The sequence below is a fragment of the Nocardioides jejuensis genome, from assembly GCF_004337475.1.
Taxonomy (GTDB): Bacteria; Actinomycetota; Actinomycetes; order Propionibacteriales; family Nocardioidaceae; genus Nocardioides; species Nocardioides jejuensis.
Map to the genome: position 1 here is coordinate 73,989 of NZ_SJZJ01000010.1, position 19,290 is coordinate 93,278.

Here is a 19,290-nt window from a genome sequence, read left to right on the forward strand (position 1 = left end):
TCGAGCGATGGCGCAGCGTCGTACGCCGTCCCGCGGGGTCTCCCGCGGGCAAGCCGGACCGGGCCGAGGCCTGGCCGCCGGGCGTACGACGCTGCGCAACGCCGCCGCTGCTGCGGCGGCCGGAGCCCGCGAGACTCCCCGCATCACGAGTCGTGCCGTCGTCCTCCTGCTGGTGGTCGCGGTGCTGACGGTCTCGTGGGCCTCGAGCTTCCGCGCGTGGTTCCAGCAGCGGGCCGAGATGGACCAGCTACGCTCGCAGATCAACGCGACGCAGGCCCAGATCGACAAGCTGAAGGACGAGAAGATGCGCTGGAAGGACGACGCCTACGTCCGCCAGCAGGCCCGCCTCCGCTTCGGTTACGTGATGCCGGGCGAGGACAGCCTGATCGCGCTCGACGAGAACGGCCAGCCGATCGGCTCGGTCGAGAGGCTCGCCGACCCCGCCGACGCCCCCGGCACGGATCCCGTCGCGTGGTACTCCACCGTCTGGGACTCCGTGGAGGCGGCCGGCAACCCCGAGGAGAAGCAGTGACCATCGACGCCCGTGACGTCGCCGCCGTCGAGGCCCAGCTCGGGCGCCTGCCGCGGTCCATCCACGAGATCGGTCACCGCTGCCCGTGCGGCAACCCCGACGTCGTGACGACGCCGCCGCGCCTCGAGGACGGCACGCCGTTCCCGACGACGTACTACCTGACCTGTCCGCGCGCTGCGTCCCGCATCGGCACCCTCGAGGCCGATGGCCTGATGAAGGAGATGCAGGACCGCCTGGCCACCGACGCGGACCTCGCGGCCCGCTACCGCGCGGCCCACGAGGACTACATCGCGGCGCGCACCGAGATCGGCGAGATCGCCGGCTGCGACGTCCCCGAGATCGCCGGCATCTCCGCCGGCGGCATGCCGGATCGCGTGAAGTGCCTGCACGTCCTCGCCGGCCACTCGCTGGCCCGGGGCCGTGGCGTCAACCCGCTCGGTGACGAGGTGCTCGACATCCTCGGCGACTGGTGGGCGTCCGGGCCCTGTGTCGGTCCCGGCACCGAGAAGCCCTTCTCTTGAGCAAGGTCGTCGCCGCGATCGACTGCGGCACCAACACGATCAAGCTGATGATCGCCACGCTCTCGGAGCAGGGCGCCGAGGTGCACGTGCGCACCTCCCGCATGGTCCGCCTCGGCCAGGGCGTCGACCGGACCGGCTACCTCGCCGACGAGGCCATGGAGCGCGCCTTCGCCGCCCTCGACGAGTACGCCGACCTGATCCGGCAGTCCGCCGAGGAGGGGCGCCGCGTCGAGGCGATCCGGTTCTGCGCGACCTCGGCGACGCGCGATGCCTCCAACGGCGCTGTCTTCGCCGCCGGCGTGAAGGCGCGGCTGGGCATCGAGCCCGAGGTCGTCGCTGGTCACGAGGAGGCGCGGCTCTCCTTCGACGGCGCCGTGCGCAACCTTCGCTCCGTGCCGCAGGCCCCTGTGCTGGTCCTCGACATCGGTGGTGGGTCGACCGAGATGATCCTCGGTGCCACCGAGCCCAGCGCCGAGCACTCGATGGACATCGGCTCCGTGCGCATGCACGAGCGACACCTGCACACCGACCCGCCGACCGCAGCGGAGATCGACGCAGCCGTCGCCGACATCGACGCGCACCTCGACGCCTGTCCCGTCGACCCGTCGCTGGCGCACACCGTCGTCGGTGTCGCCGGCACGATCATCACGGTGGCAGCCGGTGTCCTCGAGCTGACCAGCTACGACCGCGAGGCGATCGACCAGGCCGTCCTGGACCGCGACGCGGTGCATGCCTTCGCCCAGCGCCTACTGGCGATGAGCGTCGAGGAGCGCCTCGCGCTGCCGTTCATGCACCCGGGCCGTGCCGACGTCATCGGAGCCGGTGCGCTGATCCTCGACCGCATCCTGCGGCGTACTTCTGCGGAGAGCATCGTGGTCTCCGAGGCGGACATCCTCGACGGGATCGCCTGGTCGATGGCCTGAGTGCCCATGACTGAGCTGCTTCCGCATCCCCTGACCGGCGCGCTGTTCGCCTCACCCGTTCCTCCGGGGACCGGGTGGCCCGACGATCCGGTCCCCTCCGACGGGTCGCCGTTGGGGGATCTTGCGGCCGGGATCTCGACCTGTCGTCTGTGCCCGCGGCTGGTCGCGTGGCGCGAGACGGTTGCGGTGGAGAAGCGGGCGTCGTTCGCGGACCAGCCGTACTGGGGCCGCCCCATCGCCGGCTGGGGGAGCGAGACCCCGCGCGTGCTGATCGTCGGCCTCGCCCCCGCGGCTCATGGCGGCAACCGCACGGGCCGGATCTTCACCGGCGATCGTTCAGGCGACTGGCTGTTCGCCTCGCTGCACCGCGTCGGACTCGCAGCTCAGGCGACGAGCGAGCATGCCGGCGACGGCCAACGGCTGATCGATGCCCGGATGGTGGCCACGGTCCGCTGTGCCCCGCCGGACAACAAGCCGACCACGGAGGAGCGCGACACCTGCGCTCCGTGGATCCAGACCGAGATCGAGCTCGTGGCGCCGTACGTCCGTGCCGTCGTGGCGCTCGGCGCCTACGGATGGGACGCCGCGCTCCGCACCTTCAAGGGGGCCGGCTTCGACGTGCCGCGCCCCAAGCCGCGCTTCGGCCACGGCGCCCGTGCGGTGCTGACGGCGCCGGACGGGCGCGAGGTCGTGCTGCTCGGCAGCTATCACCCCAGCCAGCAGAACACCTTCACCGGCAAGCTCACCGAGCAGATGCTGGACGCGGTGCTCGGCGAGGCCGCCCGCGCCTGATCAGCCGGCGGTGTGGGCGATGACCGCCGCAGCGGACGCGGCCGGCGACTCCCAGAAGAACATGTGGCCGACGCCGTCCAGCAGCTCGAGCGTCGCATTCGGCACGAGCTCGGCGAGGCGCTGGCCCGCCTCCACCTTGATCACGTCGTCCACGGTGCCGTGGATGACCAGGGTCGGAACGCCGAGGTCCGGGAGCTGCTCGCTGGCGTGGTGGGCGACGGCGGCGTTCATCTGCATGAGGATGACGGGACCCGGCACCTTCACGGCCGCAGCGTCCTCGCAGAACGCCGCGAACCGGCCCGGCTCGGCGGCGCAGGCGGGGGAGACGTTGGCCTCGAACATCAGCCGCGCGGAGGACTCCGCGTCCTCTGCCTGAGCCGCCTCGGCCAGCTTGCCGACGCCCGGCGCCCAGGCGTCGGCACCGTCCGGCCAGGTGCAGCCGAGGGTCAGCGTGCGGACCCGCTGCGGATGGGTGAGCGCGACGACCTGGGCGATCGCGCCGCCCATGGAGATGCCCATGACGTGCGCGGTGTCCCACCCGAGGTGGTCCAGCACGGCGACCGCATCGGCCGCGAGGTCATCGAGCGTGAAGCCCGGCTCCGCGTAGAAGCTCTGCCCGATGCCCCGGTTGTCGAACGCCACGACGTCGTGGTGCTCGGCGAGGGCAGCGAGGAACTGCTCCGACCACATCCGGTGGTGACCGGCGACGCCCATGACCAGGAGCAGGGGCGAGCCGCTGCCGCGACGGACGTACGCGATGTCGCCGGCAGGAGTCGGCGCGAACTGGATCTCGGACATGGCCGCACGCTACCGGCCGGAAAACGCGGCGAGGGCGGCGCCCGCCTGTCACTAGGCTGGGCGCCGCCCCCGTAGCCCAACCGGCAGAGGCAGCCGCCTTAAAAGCGGCACAGTGTGGGTTCGAGCCCCACCGGGGGCACTCAGGCCAGGTCGAACCGCGCGCGCTGGTCCTCGGGGACCAGGTCGACGTAGTCGCGGTTCTTCTGGATGAAGCCCCGCACGAACGGGCAGAACGGCAGCAGCACGAGGCCCCGGGCCCGCACGTCGTCGAGGGTCTCGCGGATCAGGATCTTGGCGAGACCCTGACCGGCGTACGCCTCGTCGATCTCGGTGTGCACGAACGCCAGCAGGCCCTCGTGCGGCTCGTAGACGGTGAACCCGGCCAGGCTGCCGTCGACGTGGATCTCGTAACGGTGCTCCGCAGGGTTGTCGCGTACGACGATCTCGCTCATGTCGCTTCCTTCGTTGCTGTCGTGGTGGGTCAGGCGGACTTGACCGCGGAGACCTCGAACTCGAGCGTGATCTTGTCACTGACGAGCACGCCGCCGGTCTCGAGTGCAGCGTTGAAGGTGATGCCGAAGTCGCTGCGGGTGATGACCGTGGAGCCCTCGAAGCCGGCGCGGAGGTTGCCGTACGGGTCCTGGGCGACGCCCTCGAACTCGAACGGGACGGTGACCGACTTCGTGACGTCCTTGATGGTCAGGTCGCCGGTGACCTCGAGGACGTTGCCCGTGGCGACGGCCGACGTCGAGGCGAAGGTGATCGTCGGGTACTTCTCGATCTCGAAGAAGTCGCCGGTCTTGAGGTGACCGTCGCGGTCCGCGTTGCGGGTGTCGACCGAAGCGACCTGGATGGTGACGTCGATCCTGGCCGTGTCGATGCCGCCGTCGATGACCGCAGTGCCCGCGAAGTCGTTGAACGAGCCGCGGACCTTGGTGACCATCGCGTGGCGGGCGACGAAGCCGACCCGCGAGTGCGTGGTGTCGAGGGTCCAGGAGCCCGTCAGCTCGGCGAGCGAGGCGGGAACGGTGGTGGTGCTCATGACTATCTCCTCTGGTCGTAGAGCGTCCCCGATTTGAGTGACGCGTCATCTACTTCCTTCATAGTGCTCCTTTAAAGGTGATGTGTCAACCAATGGCGTATGATGGGTTCATGACGACCCCGTGGCTCTCCGACGAGCAGCAGCGCATCTGGCGCAGCTGGCTGCGTCTCAACCGCGAGCTCAGCGCGACCCTCGCCCGCGAGATGTCCGCGAGCTCGGATCTCTCGATGGCGGACTTCGGGGTCCTCGTCCAGCTGACCGACGTGGCCGACGGCCGCGTCCGCATCTCCGAGCTCGCCGACAACCTCGGCTGGGAGCGCAGTCGCGTCTCCCACCAGCTCAAGCGGATGCAGACGCGCGGCCTGGTCGAGCGCTTCGAGTGCGCCGAGGACGGTCGTGGCTCCTTCGTCGGGATCACCTCCGCCGGCCGCGAGGCGATCGGCGAGGCTGCCCCCGGTCACGTCGCCGAGGTACGCCGCCTGGTGGTCGACCACCTCGACGCCGACGAGCTCCGCGACTTCGGCCGTCTGGTCGATCGCCTGCTCGAGCCGTTCAACGGCTGACGACACCGACGGTTGCTGATCGGGAACTCCGTGCCCCGTTCGCCCGTTGTGCGGAGTGTCGTCCCGCCTAGACTGGTGGGGCAGGACGGTGCGTCAGATGGGCGCCTGTCACGAGATCTCCAGGAGGGACCTCGATGAGGAGCAACAACCCGGTCTTCAACAACAGCGCCGAGTTCAACGGTCGCGGTGGTTACGGCCAGACGGCCTACCCGCAGCAGGGCTACGTCCCCGGCGAGGTCGTCGGTGGCACCTACGCGCCCGCCGGGCGCCGCATGTCGATCGACTCGGTCGTCCAGTCGACGGGCATCTCGCTCGTCGTCGTCGTGCTCGCCGCGGCTGCGACGTGGGTCCTGACCGGCGACATCAACGGCCTGGACAACTACAACAAGCTGTACGCCGCGTCGATCATCGGCGGTGGCCTGGCTTTCGTCCTGTCGATGGTCAACTCCTTCAAGAAGGTGATCAGCCCGGCGCTGGTCGTCGCGTTCGCGGCGGCTGAGGGTGTCGCGGTCGGCGCCATCAGCAAGACCGTCGGCGTCTTCATCGGCGAGGGCATCGTCATGCAGGCGGTCCTCGGCACCTTCGCGGCGTTCGCCGGCACGCTGGCGGCGTACAAGTTCCTGAACATCAACGTCAGCGACAAGTTCCGCAAGGGCGTCGTCGCTGTCATGTTCGGCATGGTCGCGCTCAGCCTGCTCGAGGTCGTCCTCGGCCTCTTCGGCAACGGCATCGGCCTCTTCGGCATGGGCCCCGCGGCCCTGCTGTTTGCCGTCGCCGGTCTGGTCATGGGCGTCTTCATGCTGATCCTCGACTTCGACTTCATCGAGAAGGGCATCGCCTACGGTCTCGACGAGCGCGAGTCGTGGCGTGCGGCCTTCGGCCTCACCGTCAGCCTCGTCTGGATCTACACCAACCTGCTGCGGATCCTCGCGATCCTCAACCAGGACTGACGTCCAGGTTCCGCGCGAGCTCGACCACGGACGAGCAGCCCGCACGGAATCCGCGAAGCCCCCGTTCTTCGGAACGGGGGCTTCGTGCGTCTGCGGGGTGAGCGCGGTGATGTGTGGTGCGTCCATGGCGCAATGGATGCGCCACAGGCGCACCGCACCGGCGGCGGCTCTGCCGTCAGCTCGCCGCGGACTCGTTCAGGCGGGCTCGAGCTCGGCCGACGGCTTCTCGACCGCGACCTGCGGCTCGCGACGGCGGTGGCGCAGCTCGACGAGCAGGCCCCGTACGCCGCGGGCGGGCTCGCGCGTGCCGTCGAGCTCGGTGCCCGGCGTACGGGCAGCCTCGGAGGCTGCGCGGGTGAGCGACCGGACGCCCTCGCCGCGCGCTGCCTGCGGGGTGTCGTCGACCGGGCCGAGACCCAGCGCGGCCAGCGCGGACGGCAGCAGGGCGCCCGCGAGGGCCGCATAGCCGGCAGCCGACGGGTGGAAGCGGTCCGGGCCGAACAGGTCGGTCGGGCGCGCCTCGAACTCCGGGCCGAGCATGTTGCCGAGCGACACGGAGCGGCCGCCGGCCTCGACGATCGAGATCGCCTGGGCCTTCGCCATCCGTCGGGACATCATCCGGGCCCACTGGCGCAGGGGCGGGTTGATCGGGCGGACCGTGCCGAGGTCGGGGCAGGTGCCCATGACGACCTCGATGCCGGCGTTGCGCAGGCGCCCCAGGCAGAGGTCGAGGTGCATCGTCGACGTGCCCGGCAGGACGCCGTGGGTCACGTCGTTGGCGCCGATGGAGATGATGACGAGCTCGGGCTCGATGAGCAGCGCCCGGTCGACCTGGTCCATCAGGTTCTCGGTCTGTGCGCCGACGACCGCGAAGCAGCCGAGATAGACCCGGCGGTCGGCCGCGGCCGTGATGCCCGAGGCGAGGTGGGCGCCGGGCGTCTCCTCGACGTCGTCGACGCCGTAGCCGGCCGCTGCGGAGTCGCCGAGCAGGGCGATGCGGATCGCCGGGCCGGGACGCTTCCGGCCGTACCAGCCCGAGGCGTTGGGGGGCGGCTCGTCGAGCGGGTCCCCGATGGCCCGGCGGGCGATCAGTGCCTCGGCGCGCATGACGCCGTACAGCCCAAGACCGAGCGCAGACACGCTGCCGCCGCCGACGGCGGCTGCAGAGGCCACCTTGCGCACGGTTTCGGTCCTGGACATGTCCACCACTGTAGGTGACAGGGTCTCTCCACTCAGGTCTTCGGTCGGTCTCCCTCCCGCCCCTTCCACCCAGGTCTAGCCTGACGGACGTGGACTACGCGAACTCGCTCCTGGACCTGATCGGCAACACCCCGCTGGTCAAGCTCAATGCCTCCCTTGACGCGGTCGGCACCACCGGCCCGCTCGTCCTGGCCAAGGTCGAATACCTCAACCCCGGCGGCTCCGTGAAGGACCGCATCGCGACCCGGATGATCGAGGCCGCCGAAGCCTCCGGAGCGCTCAAGCCGGGCGGCACGATCGTCGAGCCGACCTCCGGCAACACCGGCGTCGGGCTGGCGATGGTGGCCCAGCAGAAGGGCTACCACTGCGTCTTCGTCTGCCCCGACAAGGTCAGCGAGGACAAGCGCAACGTCCTCAAGGCGTACGGCGCGGAGGTGGTCGTCTGCCCGACCGCCGTGGCCCCGGAGCACCCGGACTCCTACTACAACGTCTCGGACCGGCTCGCGAGCCAGCCCGGCGCCTGGAAGCCGGACCAGTACTCCAACCCGCACAACCCGCGGTCCCACTACGAGACGACCGGCCCCGAGATCTGGCGGCAGACGGACGGGAAGATCACGCACTTCGTCGCCGGCGTGGGCACCGGCGGCACGATCAGCGGCATCGGTCGTTACCTCAAGGAACAGAACCCCGCCGTGCAGGTCGTCGGCGCCGACCCCGAGGGCTCGGTCTACTCCGGCGGCACGGGTCGTCCCTACCTGGTCGAGGGCGTCGGCGAGGACTTCTGGCCCGAGACGTACGACCGCGCGATCGCGGACCGGATCATCGAGGTCAGCGACGCGGACTCGTTCGCCTTCACGCGGCGGCTCGCGCGCGAGGACGCCCTGCTGGTCGGCGGCTCGTCGGGCATGGCGGCGTACGCAGCGAAGCAGCTGGCCGAGGAGCTGGCGGCCGAGGGCCGGACCGATGCGGTCATCGTCGTCCTGCTGCCCGACTCGGGACGTGGCTACCTGACCAAGGTCTTCAACGACGAGTGGCTCGCGTCGTACGGCTTCCCGACCGGCAGCGAGGAGGCGGCGGAGAAGACGGTCGGTGAGGTGCTGCGCGGCAAGTCCGGACAGCTGCCCGACCTGGTCCACACCCACCCGACCGAGACGATCGCCGACGCGGTCCACATCCTGCGTGAGTACGGCGTCTCGCAGATGCCCGTCGTCCGCGCCGAGCCTCCCGTGGTGGCTGCGGAGGTGGCCGGTTCGGTCTCCGAGCGGACGCTGCTCGACGCGCTCTTCGGCGGAACCGCCCGGCTGACCGACTCCGTCGAGAAGCACATGTCGGCGGCCTTGCCGACGATCGGCTCGACGGCCGCTGCCTCGGAGGCGGTCGCCGCACTCGAGCACGCCGACGCGCTGCTCGTGCAGGAGGACGGCAAGCCGGTCGGGGTGGTCACCCGGCAGGACCTCCTCGCCTACATCGCGCGGGGCTGACGTGGCATCGGCTGACGAAGTCGCGGCCCGGCTCGAGGACGCCCTGCGCCGGATCGCCGAACGTGACCGGCTGCGGGAGCGCGTCGCCGCCGTTGTTGCCGCCCGTGACGAGGCACGGCAGGCGGCCGATGCCTCCGCGGAGGACCTGGTCGCCGAGCAGGCCGACGTCACGCGGCTCGAGACGGTGTCGCCGTCGCGGATCTGGGCCGCGCTCACCCTGCAGCGCGACAGCGCCCTCGCCCGCGAACGGGCCGAGCGCGACCGGGCGTCGTACCTCGCTGCCGAGGCCCACGGGCGTCACGCGGCGCTCGACGCCGACGTGTTCCGGCTCAACCAGCAGCTCTCGGCGTACCGCGAGGTGGATGCCGAGCTGGAGGCGGCGGTGGTGGCGAAGGAGGAGTTCCTGGCTGCGACCGGTGCGCGGTCGGGGGCCGAGCTCGCGGGCATCGCCGAGGAGCGGGGAGCGCTCGCGGCTCACCTCGAGGAGCTGCGCGAGGCCGCCGTGGCGGCGGTGGATGCGCGTCGGGCGCTCGCCGATGCCGAGCAGCTGCTCGGAAGCGCCCGCAGCTGGTCCAACTGGGACACGTTCATGGGCGGTGGGCTCTTCACCGACATGGTGAAGTACGACCGGGTCGACGAGGCCACGCGCGCGATCGGTGCCGCGCAGCGCGCGCTCGCCACGCTCCAGCGGGAGCTCGCCGACATCGGGTCACAGGCGGCGCTCAAGCTCGAGGCGTCGCTCGGCGAGAAGGTCTTCGACACGCTCTTCGACAACATCTTCTCGGACTTCGCGATGCGCTCGCGGATCGTCGACTCGCACGACACGGTGCGGCACGTGCTGCCGCGGGTCGCCGCCCTGCTGAAGCCGATCGACGAGGAGATCAGCTCCGTGGACGCGCGGCTGGCCGAGCTGGAGGCCCGGCGCACGACGATCCTGGGCGAGCTGCTCTGAGCGTCACGCGTCCACGTCGACGAGCTTCGACCGGCTGGTGTGGCCGCGCAGGATCGTGATGCGTGACTTCGGCACCCCGAAGTGATCGCTCAGGAGCTTGATCACGCCGTCGTTGGCGGCCCCGTCGACGGCCCGCTCGCGCACGAAGAGGGTCAACGATCCGTCGTCGGCGACCTCGACGAGAGGGCCCTTCTTCGAGCCGGGCTTCACCGTCACGCCGTAGCGCGGCACGGGCTCAGGCCTGGCCGCGGTGGCTGCTGCGGTGGACGGGCAGCTCGATCGTGGGCGGTGCCGGGGTGTCGTCCGAGGCGGCGACGTCGGGCACGTTGCCGTCGACGTACATCCAGCGGCCGGCGCGGCGGCTGAAGCGGCTCCGCTCGCGCATCTCGTCGACCCCCTCCGGCGTACGCATGCGGGCGGTGAACTCGACGACGCCAAGGTCGTCGTCGGGACCGCCAGCGACGATGTCGTGGATGGTGAGGCCGATGAACTCCACGCCGCGACCCGGGCTGACGTCATCCGGTCGCGTGCGGGGGTGCCACGTGCGGAAGACGTGGTCCAGCTCGCCCAGTGCGTACGCCGAGTAGCGCGACCGCATCAGCTCTTCCGCGGTGCGCGCCTGGGCGGCGCCGCTGATCAGACGACCGCAGCACACGCCGTAGTTGGACCCCGTGCCGCAGGGGCAGAGGCGGGGGTAGCCGGTGAACTCCATCACGGCCACCCTAGGGCTGCGGGAGGCAGTCGTCACACCCGCGCGCCGGGCGGCTACCGTCGCAGGGTGCCCAGCCTGACCCACCGCATCGTCGCCTTCGCCCTCCCGCGCCTCAACCCGGCGGTGGTCATCACCGACCCGGAGCGGCTCCGCGCCTCGCTGGTGGCCAAGAACCGCACGCGCCAGACCACGCCACCGGCCTGGCTCGCGAAGCACTTCGACGTGACCGTCGAGGACATCGGTTTTCCGGTGTACGTCGCGACGCCGCGCGGTGGTTCGTTCGCCCGGACGCTGGTGCACCTGCACGGCGGATCGTTCACCGCGACGGCGCACGTGCGGCAGTGGAAGTTCGCGGCGGCACTGGCCCGGCGCACGGCGGCGCGGCTCGTGGTGCCGGCGTACCCGCTGGCGCCGGAGCACACCTGGCGTGACTCGGTGCCGGCCCTGACGGCGTACGTCGCGGGGCTGTGCGCGGACGGGGAGGTCGTGCTCTCCGGCGACTCGGCCGGCGGTGGCATGGCGCTCGCCGTCGCCCTCGGGGTGCGCGACCTGGTCCGCTCCGGCGGGGCGACCGCGCAGCCGACGAAGCTGATCCTGATCGCACCGTGGGCCGACCTCACCCGTTCGGCGCCCGGCACGGAGGAAGCGGCGGAGCGCGACCCGTGGCTCTCGATCGAGAACCACGACACCTACGCGCTCTTCTGGGCCGGCTCCGAGGCAGACCTGGTCCGCACCGAGGTGTCGCCCGCGCTGGGCGACCTGACCGACCTGCCGCCCGCGATGCTGCTCTGCGGCACCCACGACATGCTGTACGCCGGCGCCGAGGCCCTCGCCGCGCGGGCTGCTGCCGTCGGGTGGCCGGTCGTCTTCGAGGTCGGGCATGGGCTGCTGCACGTGTACCCGATCCTGCCCGTGACCGAGGCGCGTGGTGCGTTGAAGCGGCTCGCGGCGTTCGTCAACGGCTGACGGGCTCAGCCGCCGAGTGACATGCCGTGACCGGCAGCCCAGACGAGCGCGAACGGGTAGTACGCGCCGGCGCCGAGCAGGGCACCGAGCGCGAACAGACGCGCGTTGCTGAAGACCAGGCAGCCGACGGCGACCAGTGCCACGAGGAGCGCCGTCCCGAGCCCCCGCGGTTCGAAGAACTCCAGGCCGTCCGACACGATCGACACGATGGCGGGCAGCGCGAACCCCGCGAGAAGTCCTCCGCCGAACGACGGGCGGGTCGCAGCCTGCTCCATGGCGCGACGCTAGCGCTCTCCGATCAAGACCGCTGAGATATCAGTCAGGGACCTTGACGCCCGTGGCCGAGTGGCAGCGGTAGCCGTTGGGGTTCTTGTAGAGGTACTGCTGGTGGTAGTCCTCGGCGTAGTAGTACGTCGGGGTCGGCTTGATCTCGGTCGTGATCGCGCCATAGCCCGCACGCGCGAGCACCGGCCCGTAGCCCGTGGTGATCTCGCGCGCGACAGCCTCCTGCTCAGGAGAGTCGAAGTAGATCGCGGAGCGGTACTGCGTGCCGACGTCGTTGCCCTGGCGGTAGCCCTGGGTCGGGTCGTGCACCTCGTAGAAGGCGCGCACCAGGTCGGCGTACGACACGACGTCGGGGTCGAAGACCACCCGGACGGCCTCGGTGTGGCCGGTCATGCCGGAGCAGACCTCTTCGTACGACGGGTGCGGCGTCGTGCCGCCGGCGTACCCGACGGAGGTGGACCAGACGCCGGGGATGCGCCAGAAGATCTCCTCGGCACCCCAGAAGCAGCCGAGCCCGAAGAGGGCGACGTCGAGGCCTTGCGGCACGTCGTCGGTGACGAGCGGCGAGCCGAGCACGAGGTGCTTCTCGGCGAGCTGGAACGGCTGGGAGGGGCGCCCCGGCAGGGCGTGGTCGGGCGACACCATCTCGGTCTTCTTGAAGAACATCGGGCCTCCTTCAGGCCCCTCCATTGTGCCCGGGGGCGGCAAGCCCGTCAGTCGCTGAGCCGGTAGAAGCGGAAGAAGCTGAAGCCCTCGATCGGCAGCACCGCGAACGACGAGAAGCCGGCCGCTTCGGCGTACGACTGGAGGGTGGCGGGACGCATCACCGTGCCCGTCGCGACCGTCGGGTCGCCGCACATGCTGTCGGGCAGGCAGACCAGCAGGCTGAAGCCGTACATCACCCGCTCGATCTCGTCGCCGAGCGGCGCGAACGCCTCTGCGACGGCCTCGTCCATGACGACGAGCGAACCGCCCGGCAGGAGGGCCTTGCGTGCTGCCGCCAGCACCTCGACGGGGCGGGGCATGTCGTGCACGCACTCGAAGGCGAACGCCATGTCGAAGCTGCCGAGCGCGTCGAGCGAGTCGGCGTCCGCGCAGACGATCCGGACCCGGTCGGCGAGCCCGGCCTCCGCGACGTTCTGCTGGGCGAGAGCGACCGTCGGCGGGTCGATGTCCACGCCCACGAAGGTCGCCTCGGGATAGGCGCGTGCGAGGCCGATCGTCGACCAGCCGACACCACAGCCCACGTCGAGCACACGCGCCCGGAGCTGGCTCAGCACGTCGTGCACCGCGGGAACGCCGGCGAGCGCGTCGCCGAGCGGGCCGGAGAACCACGGCCGGTTCTGGTCGCCCTGGGCCTCGCGTGCCTCGGCTCCGAGCTGCGACCAGCTGACGCCGCCACCGCTCCGGTAGGCGTTGAGGAGGTCGGGCAGCAGCGGACCCACCGCGCCGAACAGGCGGGTCACGGGGGCGATGTAGGCCAGCGAGCTGGCATCGGTCATCACCTCGGCCACCGCCGCGGGGATTGAGAAGACGCGCTCGTCGGGCTCGCCGTCGCGCTCCACCGTGAGCAGGCCGCAGACCGCCTGCTGCTCGAGCCACTCGCGGGCGTAGCGCGGGGCGGTACCCGTGCGGGCGGCGAGCTCGGGGGCGGTCGCGGGACCGTCGTTCGCAAGGCTGCGGTACCAGCCGAGCCGGTCGCCGAGGAATGCGGAGAGGACCTCCAGCATGCCCAGCAGCGATCCGAAGAGACGCTCGGCGACCTCGTCCGTGGTCTGGTGTGTGGCATCCATGCTCCACTGTCGCGCCGTGCCGCCGCGGGTGGAAGCGGAACCGTCGAGGACTGGGGACGGCTCCGGCATCACCTGCTCCGGTGGGCCCCGGGTCTAGGCTCGCGAACGTGAGCCAGGACCACACCCAGAAGGCCGGGTTCGAGACCCGGGCGATCCACGGCGGCTACGAGCCGGACCCCACGACCGGTGCGGTCATCCCGCCGATCTACGCGACCAGCACCTACAAGCAGGACGGCGTCGGCGGGCTGCGCGGCGGCTACGAGTACAGCCGCTCGGCCAACCCGACCCGCACCGCGCTGGAGGGTGCCCTCGCGGCGGTCGAGCAGGGGGAGCGCGGCTTTGCGTTCGCCTCCGGGCTCGCGGCCGAGGACACGATCCTGCGGGCGCTGACCAGCCCCGGTGCCCACGCCGTCATCCCCGACGACGCGTACGGCGGCACGTTCCGCCTCTTCGACAAGGTCGCGCGCCCGTGGGGCCTCGCGCACACGCCGGCCCATCTCGCCGACGTCGACGCGGTCCGCGCGGCGATCCGGCCGGGGGAGACGGCGCTCGTCTGGGTCGAGACGCCGACCAACCCGCTGCTCAGCATCGGAGACATCGAGGCACTGGCCGCCGTCGCCCATGACGCGGGCGCGCTGCTCGTCGTCGACAACACCTTCGCCTCGCCGTACCTCCAGCAGCCGTTGACCCTCGGTGCGGACGTCGTCGTCCACTCCACCACCAAGTACGTCGGCGGGCACAGCGACGTCGTCGGCGGTGCGGTGGTCGTGCGCGACCTCGAGGTCGCGGAGCGGATCGGCTTCCACCAGAACGCGATGGGTGCCGTTGCGGGGCCGTTCGACAGCTTCCTGACCCACCGCGGCCTGAAGACGCTCGGCGTACGGATGGACCGGCACTGCGACAACGCGGAGCGGGTCGTCGACTTCCTCTGCAGTCACCCGGCCGTCGGCACGGTCATCTACCCGGGCCTGGAGACGCACCCGGGCCACGAGGTCGCGGGCAAGCAGATGAAGCGCTTCGGAGGCATGGTCAGCTTCCGGGTCAACGGGGGAGAGCAGGCGGCCCTGCGGGTCTGCGAGAGCACCCATGTGTTCACGCTCGGTGAGTCCCTCGGCGGCGTCGAGTCGCTGATCGAGCACCCGGGCCGGATGACGCACGCGTCGGTGGCCGGCACGGCTCTCGAAGTGCCTGCTGACCTGGTCCGGCTCAGCGTCGGCATCGAGACCGTCGACGACCTGCTCGCCGACCTGGAGCAGGCACTTGGCTGAGCAGCCGGGACCCGGGGCGCCGGACGTCCGCTTCTCGCTGGCCAACGAGCGGACCTTCCTGGCCTGGCAGCGCACCGCGCTCGGGATGCTCGGCGCCGGCGTCGCGGTGCTGCATCTGCTCGACCGCGACCTCGCGGTCTGGCTGCTCGGGGTGGTGCTGCTGGCCGGCGGCGGGTGCTGCGCCGTCCTGGGCTGGTGGCGCTACCGCGCGGCCGAGCGCGCGATCGAGGTCGGCGGCCGGATCGGGCCGTTGGTGATGGCTCCGATCCTTGCCGCAGCAGTGGTCGTCGCGGTTGTCGCGGCGCTCGCTTCCGCGCTGCTCTGAGCGCGCCCACCGATGCCCTAGCCTGACGAGCGTGAAGGACGAGCACCCGAGCGACGAGCCCGCCCACAAGGCACCGCTCTCCGCGACCCAGGCAGACGCGTCGACGGACACCGAGGCACAGGCGGAGTCCGACGAGAGCCGCACCGAGAAGATCACGCACCTGCTCGCCCAGCAGTGGGCGCAGCTGCGTGCCGAGCGCCGCAACGACGTCGAGCCGATCCGCACCGGCCCGTCGAACTTCAGCCGCGCGCAGGTCCCGTGGGGCCTCGACCTCGCCGCCGCGTGGTCCTGGCGCCTCATCGTCATCGCCATCGCCTCCGGCGGTGTCGCCGCGGCGATCTGGCACTTCCGCGTGCTCACGATCCCGCTCGTCATCGCGCTGCTGATCAGTGCGCTCGCCACTCCGCTCGTCCGGCTGCTGGCCCGTCTCGGCATCCCCCGCGGGCTCTCGGCAGGCGTGACGGTCCTCTTCGGCCTGGCCCTCGTGGTGGGTCTGCTCACCTTTGTCGGCAACCAGGTTGCCGCCGGCGCAAGCGACCTCGCGGACCAGGTCGCCGGCGGTCTCGGCGAGATCCGCCGCTGGTTGCAGACCGGCCCGATTGACGCCAGCGACTCCCAGATCAACGACTGGATCGCGTCTGCCCAGAAGACGATCACCGAGCGCTCCAAGCACATCCAGATCGGTCAGGTCACCGAGTGGACGACGGCCGTCGGCCACGTCGTCGCCGGCATGTTCATCGTCCTGTTCGCGACGTACTTCTTCCTCGCCGACGGGCACCGGATCTGGGCCTGGCTGGTCCGGATCTTCCCGCGCGCTGCCCGCGAGGCGGCCGACTCCTCGGGTCGGGTCGCCTGGGTCTCGCTCACGCAGTTCGTCCGCGCGACGGTAATCGTCGCCCTCGTCGACGCGGGCGGCATCATGATCGGCGCGCTCGCCCTCGGCGTACCACTGGTGCTGCCGATCGGCGTCCTCGTCTTCCTTGGCGCCTTCGTGCCGATGGTCGGTGCCACGCTCGCCGGACTGGTCGCCACGCTCGTCGCGCTCGTCACCGTCGGGCCCGTGAAGGCGCTGATCATGCTCGCCGTCGTCGTCGGCGTTCAGGAGGTCGAGGCGCACGTGCTGCAGCCGCTCGTGCTGGGCCGCTTCGTCTCCGTCCACCCGCTCGGCGTCATCGTCGCGATCGGCGCGGGCGTGATCCTGGCCGGCCCTGCGGGCGCACTGATCGCGGTGCCGCTCGCCGCCGTCGCCAACGCGGTGGTGGCCCACCTCGGCCGCCTCGCCGATCCGGAGTACGCCGCGCAGGTGCATGCCATCGAGGGACCGGCAGGAGGGGCTCCGTGAGCCTGACGCTCGCCGACGTCGAGGCTGCCCGGGACATCCTCGCGGGCACGGCCGTCCGTACGCCGGTCGTCGAGTCGCGCTGGCTCTCGGACCTGACCGGCCAGCAGGTCCACCTCAAGTGCGAGAACCTCCAGCGCACGGGCTCCTTCAAGCTCCGCGGCGCCTTCGTGCGCATCGCGCGCCTGTCGGCTGAGGAGCGGGCCGCCGGTGTCGTCGCGGCGAGCGCCGGCAACCACGCCCAGGGTGTGGCCCTGGCTGCGCAGCAGCTCGGCATCCCGGCGACGGTGTTCATGCCCGAGGGCGCCCCGATCCCGAAGGAGCGCGCGACCCGGGCGTACGGCGCGGAGGTGGTCTTCGCCGGCCGCTACTTCGACGACGCGCTCCGCGAGGCGCTCGCGTACGCCGCACGGACCGGCGCCACCTTCATCCACCCGTTCGACCACGCCGACGTGGTCGTCGGCCAGGGGACCGTCGGGCTGGAGATGCTCGAGCAGGTGCCCGACGCAGCGACGATCCTGGTGCCGGCCGGTGGTGGCGGTCTGGTCGCCGGCGTCGCGCTGGCCGTGAAGTCGCTGCGCCCCGACGTACGCGTGGTGGCGGTGCAGGCCGAGGGTGCCTCGGCGATCGCGCCGTCGCTCGACGCGGGTGCACCCGTGGCGCTCGAGGCGATGAACACGATGGCCGACGGCATCGCTGTCGGCCGCCCGGGTGAGGTGCCGCTGGCGCTGATCCGCGACCACGTCGATGACGTCCTCAGCGTGTCGGAGGAGTCGCTCTCGCAGGCGCTGCTCAGCCTCGTGGAGCGCGCCAAGATGGTGGTCGAACCAGCCGGAGCCGCCGCGGTCGCGGCGCTGGTCGAGCACCCCGATGCCTTCTCCGGCCCGATCGTCGCGCTGCTCTCGGGCGGCAACATCGACCCGCTGCTGCTCGGCAAGGTGATCCGGCATGGCCTCGCGTCAGCCGGCCGCTTCCTGAACCTCGCGGTCTCGCTGCCCGATGTCCCGGGGGCGCTCAACGCGCTGCTCACCGAGATCGCCGCGGCCCAGGCCAACATCCGCACGATCGGTCACGACCGCACCTCGTCGTCGCTGCGGCTCGACGAGGTCGAGGTGCGGATCGAGTGCGAGACCCGCGGCACGCCGCACGCGGAGGCGCTGATCGCCCGCCTGCGCGAGCTCGGCTACAAGGTCCTCTGACGCCGAGACGGGGCCTGTGCCGCGCCGAGACGAGGCTTGTGCCCGGCACAGGGCCCGTCTCGGCGCGGCACGGGCCTCGTCTCGGCAGTCAGGCAGAAACGGCAACGGCCCCGCTCCCTTGCGGGAACGGGGCCGTCATCAGTGAGCGAATCAGCTCGCGTCGGTCTCCGGGTGCTCGGCAGCCGGGCCGTCCGCCGTGGTCTCCAGCGGGGGGACGTCCGGGACGGCCGAGACCTTCTGGCCGACGAAGGTGAACGTCGCGGTCGGACCCTCACCCTCGACGTCGACCAGGACGATCTGCCCGGCACCGATCTCACCGAAGAGCAGCTTCTCGGCGAGGATGTCCTCGATCTCGCGCTGGACCGTACGACGCAGCGGGCGCGCGCCCAGGACCGGGTCGAAGCCGCGCTTGGCGAGCAGCTCCTTCGCGGCCGGCGTGAGCTCGATGCCCATGTCGCGGTCCTTCAGGCGCTTCTCGACCGACGCGATCATGTTGTCGACCATCGCGATGATCTGCTCCTGCGTCAGCGGCGGGAACACGATGACCTCGTCGACACGGTTGAGGAACTCGGGACGGAAGTGCTGCTTGAGCTCCTCCGAGACCTTCGCCTTCATCCGGTCGTAGGAGCCAGCGGTGTCGGCGCCCTGCTGGAAGCCGAGGCTGACTCCCTTGCTGATGTCGCGCGAACCAAGGTTCGTGGTCATGATGATCACGGTGTTCTTGAAGTCGACGACACGGCCCTGCGAGTCGGTCAGGCGACCTTCCTCGAGGATCTGCAGCAGCGAGTTGAAGATGTCCGGGTGGGCCTTCTCCACCTCGTCGAAGAGGACGACGGAGAACGGCTTGCGGCGCACCTTCTCGGTGAGCTGGCCACCCTCTTCGTAGCCGACGTAGCCCGGAGGCGAGCCGAAGAGGCGCGAGACCGTGTGCTTCTCGGAGAACTCCGACATGTCGAGCTGGATGAGCGCGTCCTCGTCACCGAAGAGGAACTCGGCCAGCGTCTTCGACAGCCACGTCTTACCGACGCCCGACGGGCCGGCGAAGATGAACGAACCGCCGGGGCGCTTCGGGTCCTTCAGGCCGGCACGCGTACGACGGATGGCGCGGGAGAGCGCCTTGACGGCCTCTTCCTGACCGATGACGCGCTTGTGCAGCTCGTCCTCCATCTTGAGCAGTCGGGTCGACTCCTCCTCGGACAGCTTGACGATCGGGATGCCGGTCGCGACGGCGAGGACCTCGGCGATGAGCTCCTCGTCGACCTCGGCGACGACGTCCATGTCGCCGGCGCGCCACTGCTTCTCGCGCTCGGCCTTCTTGCCGATGAGCTGCTTCTCCTCGTCGCGGAGGGCAGCGGCGGCCTCGAAGTCCTGGCCGTCGATCGCGGCTTCCTTGCGCTGGCGCACGTCGGCGATCTTCTCGTCGAACTCGCGGAGGTCCGGCGGGGCGGTCATGCGACGGATCCGCAGGCGCGAGCCCGCCTCGTCGATGAGGTCGATCGCCTTGTCCGGCAGGAACCGGTCGGAGATGTAGCGGTCGGCCAGGGTCGCCGCGGAGACGAGCGCCTCGTCGGTGATCGTCACGCGGTGGTGCGCCTCGTAGCGGTCACGCAGGCCCTTGAGCATCTCGATCGTCTCGGCGATCGACGGCT

General features: G+C 71.0%; 23 protein-coding genes and 1 tRNA gene. 14 read left to right on the top strand and 10 right to left on the bottom strand.

Annotation, left to right across the window (positions count from 1 at the left end):
* Positions 1–7 precede the first annotated feature (7 nt).
* The 4 genes from EPD65_RS07870 to EPD65_RS07885 are packed head-to-tail and all read left to right on the top strand — an operon-like array spanning position 8 to position 2,768.
* The gene (locus EPD65_RS07870; protein ID WP_131582897.1) at positions 8–532 is read left to right on the top strand and encodes a septum formation initiator family protein; all 525 of its coding nucleotides are present in this window, start codon (positions 8–10) and stop codon (positions 530–532) included.
* Positions 529–1,053, top strand: coding sequence for a DUF501 domain-containing protein (locus EPD65_RS07875; RefSeq protein WP_131582898.1), 525 nt, complete (start codon positions 529–531; stop codon positions 1,051–1,053). The genes EPD65_RS07870 and EPD65_RS07875 overlap by 4 nt, the downstream gene beginning before the upstream one ends.
* A complete protein-coding gene (locus EPD65_RS07880; protein WP_243640501.1) occupies positions 1,050–1,976 on the top strand; it encodes a Ppx/GppA phosphatase family protein in 927 nt (308 codons plus the stop codon). Before EPD65_RS07875 ends, EPD65_RS07880 begins: the two co-directional genes overlap by 4 nt.
* Before the next feature lie 6 nt (positions 1,977–1,982).
* Complete coding sequence (locus EPD65_RS07885; protein ID WP_131582900.1) at positions 1,983–2,768, top strand: uracil-DNA glycosylase; 786 nt, start codon at positions 1,983–1,985, stop codon at positions 2,766–2,768.
* Here the strand turns inward: EPD65_RS07885 and EPD65_RS07890 are convergent, their stop codons facing one another.
* Complete coding sequence (locus EPD65_RS07890; RefSeq protein ID WP_131582901.1) at positions 2,769–3,566, bottom strand: alpha/beta fold hydrolase; 798 nt, start codon at positions 3,564–3,566, stop codon at positions 2,769–2,771.
* Between the two features lie 65 nt (positions 3,567–3,631).
* Here EPD65_RS07890 and EPD65_RS07895 point away from each other — a divergent pair.
* Positions 3,632–3,705: transfer RNA gene (locus EPD65_RS07895), tRNA-Leu, on the top strand.
* A 1-nt stretch (position 3,706) separates the two neighbouring features.
* Here the strand turns inward: EPD65_RS07895 and EPD65_RS07900 are convergent.
* Positions 3,707–4,018, bottom strand: coding sequence for a GNAT family N-acetyltransferase (locus tag EPD65_RS07900; RefSeq protein WP_131582903.1), 312 nt, complete (start codon positions 4,016–4,018; stop codon positions 3,707–3,709).
* A 29-nt stretch (positions 4,019–4,047) separates the two neighbouring features.
* Complete coding sequence (locus EPD65_RS07905) at positions 4,048–4,608, bottom strand: YceI family protein (protein ID WP_131582904.1); 561 nt, start codon at positions 4,606–4,608, stop codon at positions 4,048–4,050.
* Positions 4,609–4,718: 110 nt separating this feature from the next.
* Here EPD65_RS07905 and EPD65_RS07910 point away from each other — a divergent pair, with 110 nt between their 5' ends.
* Together EPD65_RS07910 and EPD65_RS07915 are read left to right on the top strand one after the other, a co-directional pair.
* Positions 4,719–5,171: a MarR family winged helix-turn-helix transcriptional regulator gene (locus EPD65_RS07910; protein WP_165872932.1), complete on the top strand. Its 453-nt coding sequence runs from the start codon at positions 4,719–4,721 to the stop codon at positions 5,169–5,171.
* Between the two features lie 134 nt (positions 5,172–5,305).
* Positions 5,306–6,121 (top strand): Bax inhibitor-1/YccA family protein, encoded by an 816-nt coding sequence (locus tag EPD65_RS07915; RefSeq protein ID WP_131582907.1) that lies wholly within the window; start codon positions 5,306–5,308, stop codon positions 6,119–6,121.
* A 195-nt stretch (positions 6,122–6,316) separates the two neighbouring features.
* Here the strand turns inward: EPD65_RS07915 and EPD65_RS07920 are convergent, their stop codons facing one another.
* Positions 6,317–7,321, bottom strand: a complete 1,005-nt coding sequence (locus EPD65_RS07920) for an SGNH/GDSL hydrolase family protein (protein ID WP_131582909.1) — start codon at positions 7,319–7,321, stop codon at positions 6,317–6,319.
* Between the two features lie 89 nt (positions 7,322–7,410).
* Between EPD65_RS07920 and EPD65_RS07925 the strand changes: the two genes are divergently transcribed.
* Together EPD65_RS07925 and EPD65_RS07930 are read left to right on the top strand one after the other, a co-directional pair.
* Positions 7,411–8,802, top strand: a complete 1,392-nt coding sequence (locus tag EPD65_RS07925; RefSeq protein ID WP_131582910.1) for a cystathionine beta-synthase — start codon at positions 7,411–7,413, stop codon at positions 8,800–8,802.
* 1 nt (position 8,803) lies between these two features.
* Positions 8,804–9,754: a hypothetical protein gene (locus tag EPD65_RS07930; protein WP_131582912.1), complete on the top strand. Its 951-nt coding sequence runs from the start codon at positions 8,804–8,806 to the stop codon at positions 9,752–9,754.
* A gap of 3 nt (positions 9,755–9,757) precedes the next feature.
* Here EPD65_RS07930 and EPD65_RS07935 read toward each other — a convergent pair whose 3' ends face one another.
* Together EPD65_RS07935 and EPD65_RS07940 are read right to left on the bottom strand one after the other, a co-directional pair.
* Positions 9,758–9,985, bottom strand: coding sequence for a DUF167 domain-containing protein (locus EPD65_RS07935; RefSeq protein ID WP_131582913.1), 228 nt, complete (start codon positions 9,983–9,985; stop codon positions 9,758–9,760).
* A 4-nt stretch (positions 9,986–9,989) separates the two neighbouring features.
* A complete protein-coding gene (locus tag EPD65_RS07940; protein ID WP_165872933.1) occupies positions 9,990–10,466 on the bottom strand; it encodes a YchJ family protein in 477 nt (158 codons plus the stop codon).
* A 66-nt stretch (positions 10,467–10,532) separates the two neighbouring features.
* Between EPD65_RS07940 and EPD65_RS07945 the strand changes: the two genes are divergently transcribed.
* Entirely contained in the window at positions 10,533–11,432 is a 900-nt protein-coding gene (locus EPD65_RS07945) for an alpha/beta hydrolase fold domain-containing protein (RefSeq protein ID WP_165872934.1), read from the top strand.
* A gap of 5 nt (positions 11,433–11,437) precedes the next feature.
* Here the strand turns inward: EPD65_RS07945 and EPD65_RS07950 are convergent, their stop codons facing one another.
* Genes EPD65_RS07950 through EPD65_RS07960 form a run of 3 tightly spaced genes read right to left on the bottom strand, consistent with a single transcriptional unit; the run spans position 11,438 to position 13,510 of the window.
* On the bottom strand, positions 11,438–11,707 hold the full coding sequence (locus EPD65_RS07950; RefSeq protein ID WP_131582917.1) for a hypothetical protein: 270 nt from the start codon (positions 11,705–11,707) through the stop codon (positions 11,438–11,440).
* 40 nt (positions 11,708–11,747) lie between these two features.
* Positions 11,748–12,383 (bottom strand): peptide-methionine (S)-S-oxide reductase MsrA, encoded by a 636-nt coding sequence (gene msrA, locus EPD65_RS07955; protein ID WP_131582919.1) that lies wholly within the window; start codon positions 12,381–12,383, stop codon positions 11,748–11,750.
* Positions 12,384–12,430: 47 nt separating this feature from the next.
* Positions 12,431–13,510, bottom strand: a complete 1,080-nt coding sequence (locus EPD65_RS07960; protein ID WP_131582921.1) for a class I SAM-dependent methyltransferase — start codon at positions 13,508–13,510, stop codon at positions 12,431–12,433.
* A 107-nt stretch (positions 13,511–13,617) separates the two neighbouring features.
* Between EPD65_RS07960 and EPD65_RS07965 the strand changes: the two genes are divergently transcribed.
* The 4 genes from EPD65_RS07965 to ilvA are packed head-to-tail and all read left to right on the top strand — an operon-like array spanning position 13,618 to position 17,641.
* On the top strand, positions 13,618–14,778 hold the full coding sequence (locus EPD65_RS07965; protein ID WP_131582923.1) for a cystathionine gamma-synthase: 1,161 nt from the start codon (positions 13,618–13,620) through the stop codon (positions 14,776–14,778).
* On the top strand, positions 14,771–15,103 hold the full coding sequence (locus tag EPD65_RS07970; RefSeq protein ID WP_131582925.1) for a YidH family protein: 333 nt from the start codon (positions 14,771–14,773) through the stop codon (positions 15,101–15,103). The genes EPD65_RS07965 and EPD65_RS07970 overlap by 8 nt, the downstream gene beginning before the upstream one ends.
* A gap of 31 nt (positions 15,104–15,134) precedes the next feature.
* The gene (locus EPD65_RS07975) at positions 15,135–16,445 is read left to right on the top strand and encodes an AI-2E family transporter (RefSeq protein WP_131582927.1); all 1,311 of its coding nucleotides are present in this window, start codon (positions 15,135–15,137) and stop codon (positions 16,443–16,445) included.
* Positions 16,442–17,641: a threonine ammonia-lyase gene (gene ilvA / locus EPD65_RS07980; RefSeq protein WP_131582928.1), complete on the top strand. Its 1,200-nt coding sequence runs from the start codon at positions 16,442–16,444 to the stop codon at positions 17,639–17,641. Before EPD65_RS07975 ends, ilvA begins: the two co-directional genes overlap by 4 nt.
* 150 nt (positions 17,642–17,791) lie before the next feature.
* Here the strand turns inward: ilvA and EPD65_RS07985 are convergent.
* A partial coding sequence (locus EPD65_RS07985; RefSeq protein ID WP_131582930.1) for an AAA family ATPase occupies positions 17,792–19,290 on the bottom strand: 1,499 nt, incomplete at its 5' end.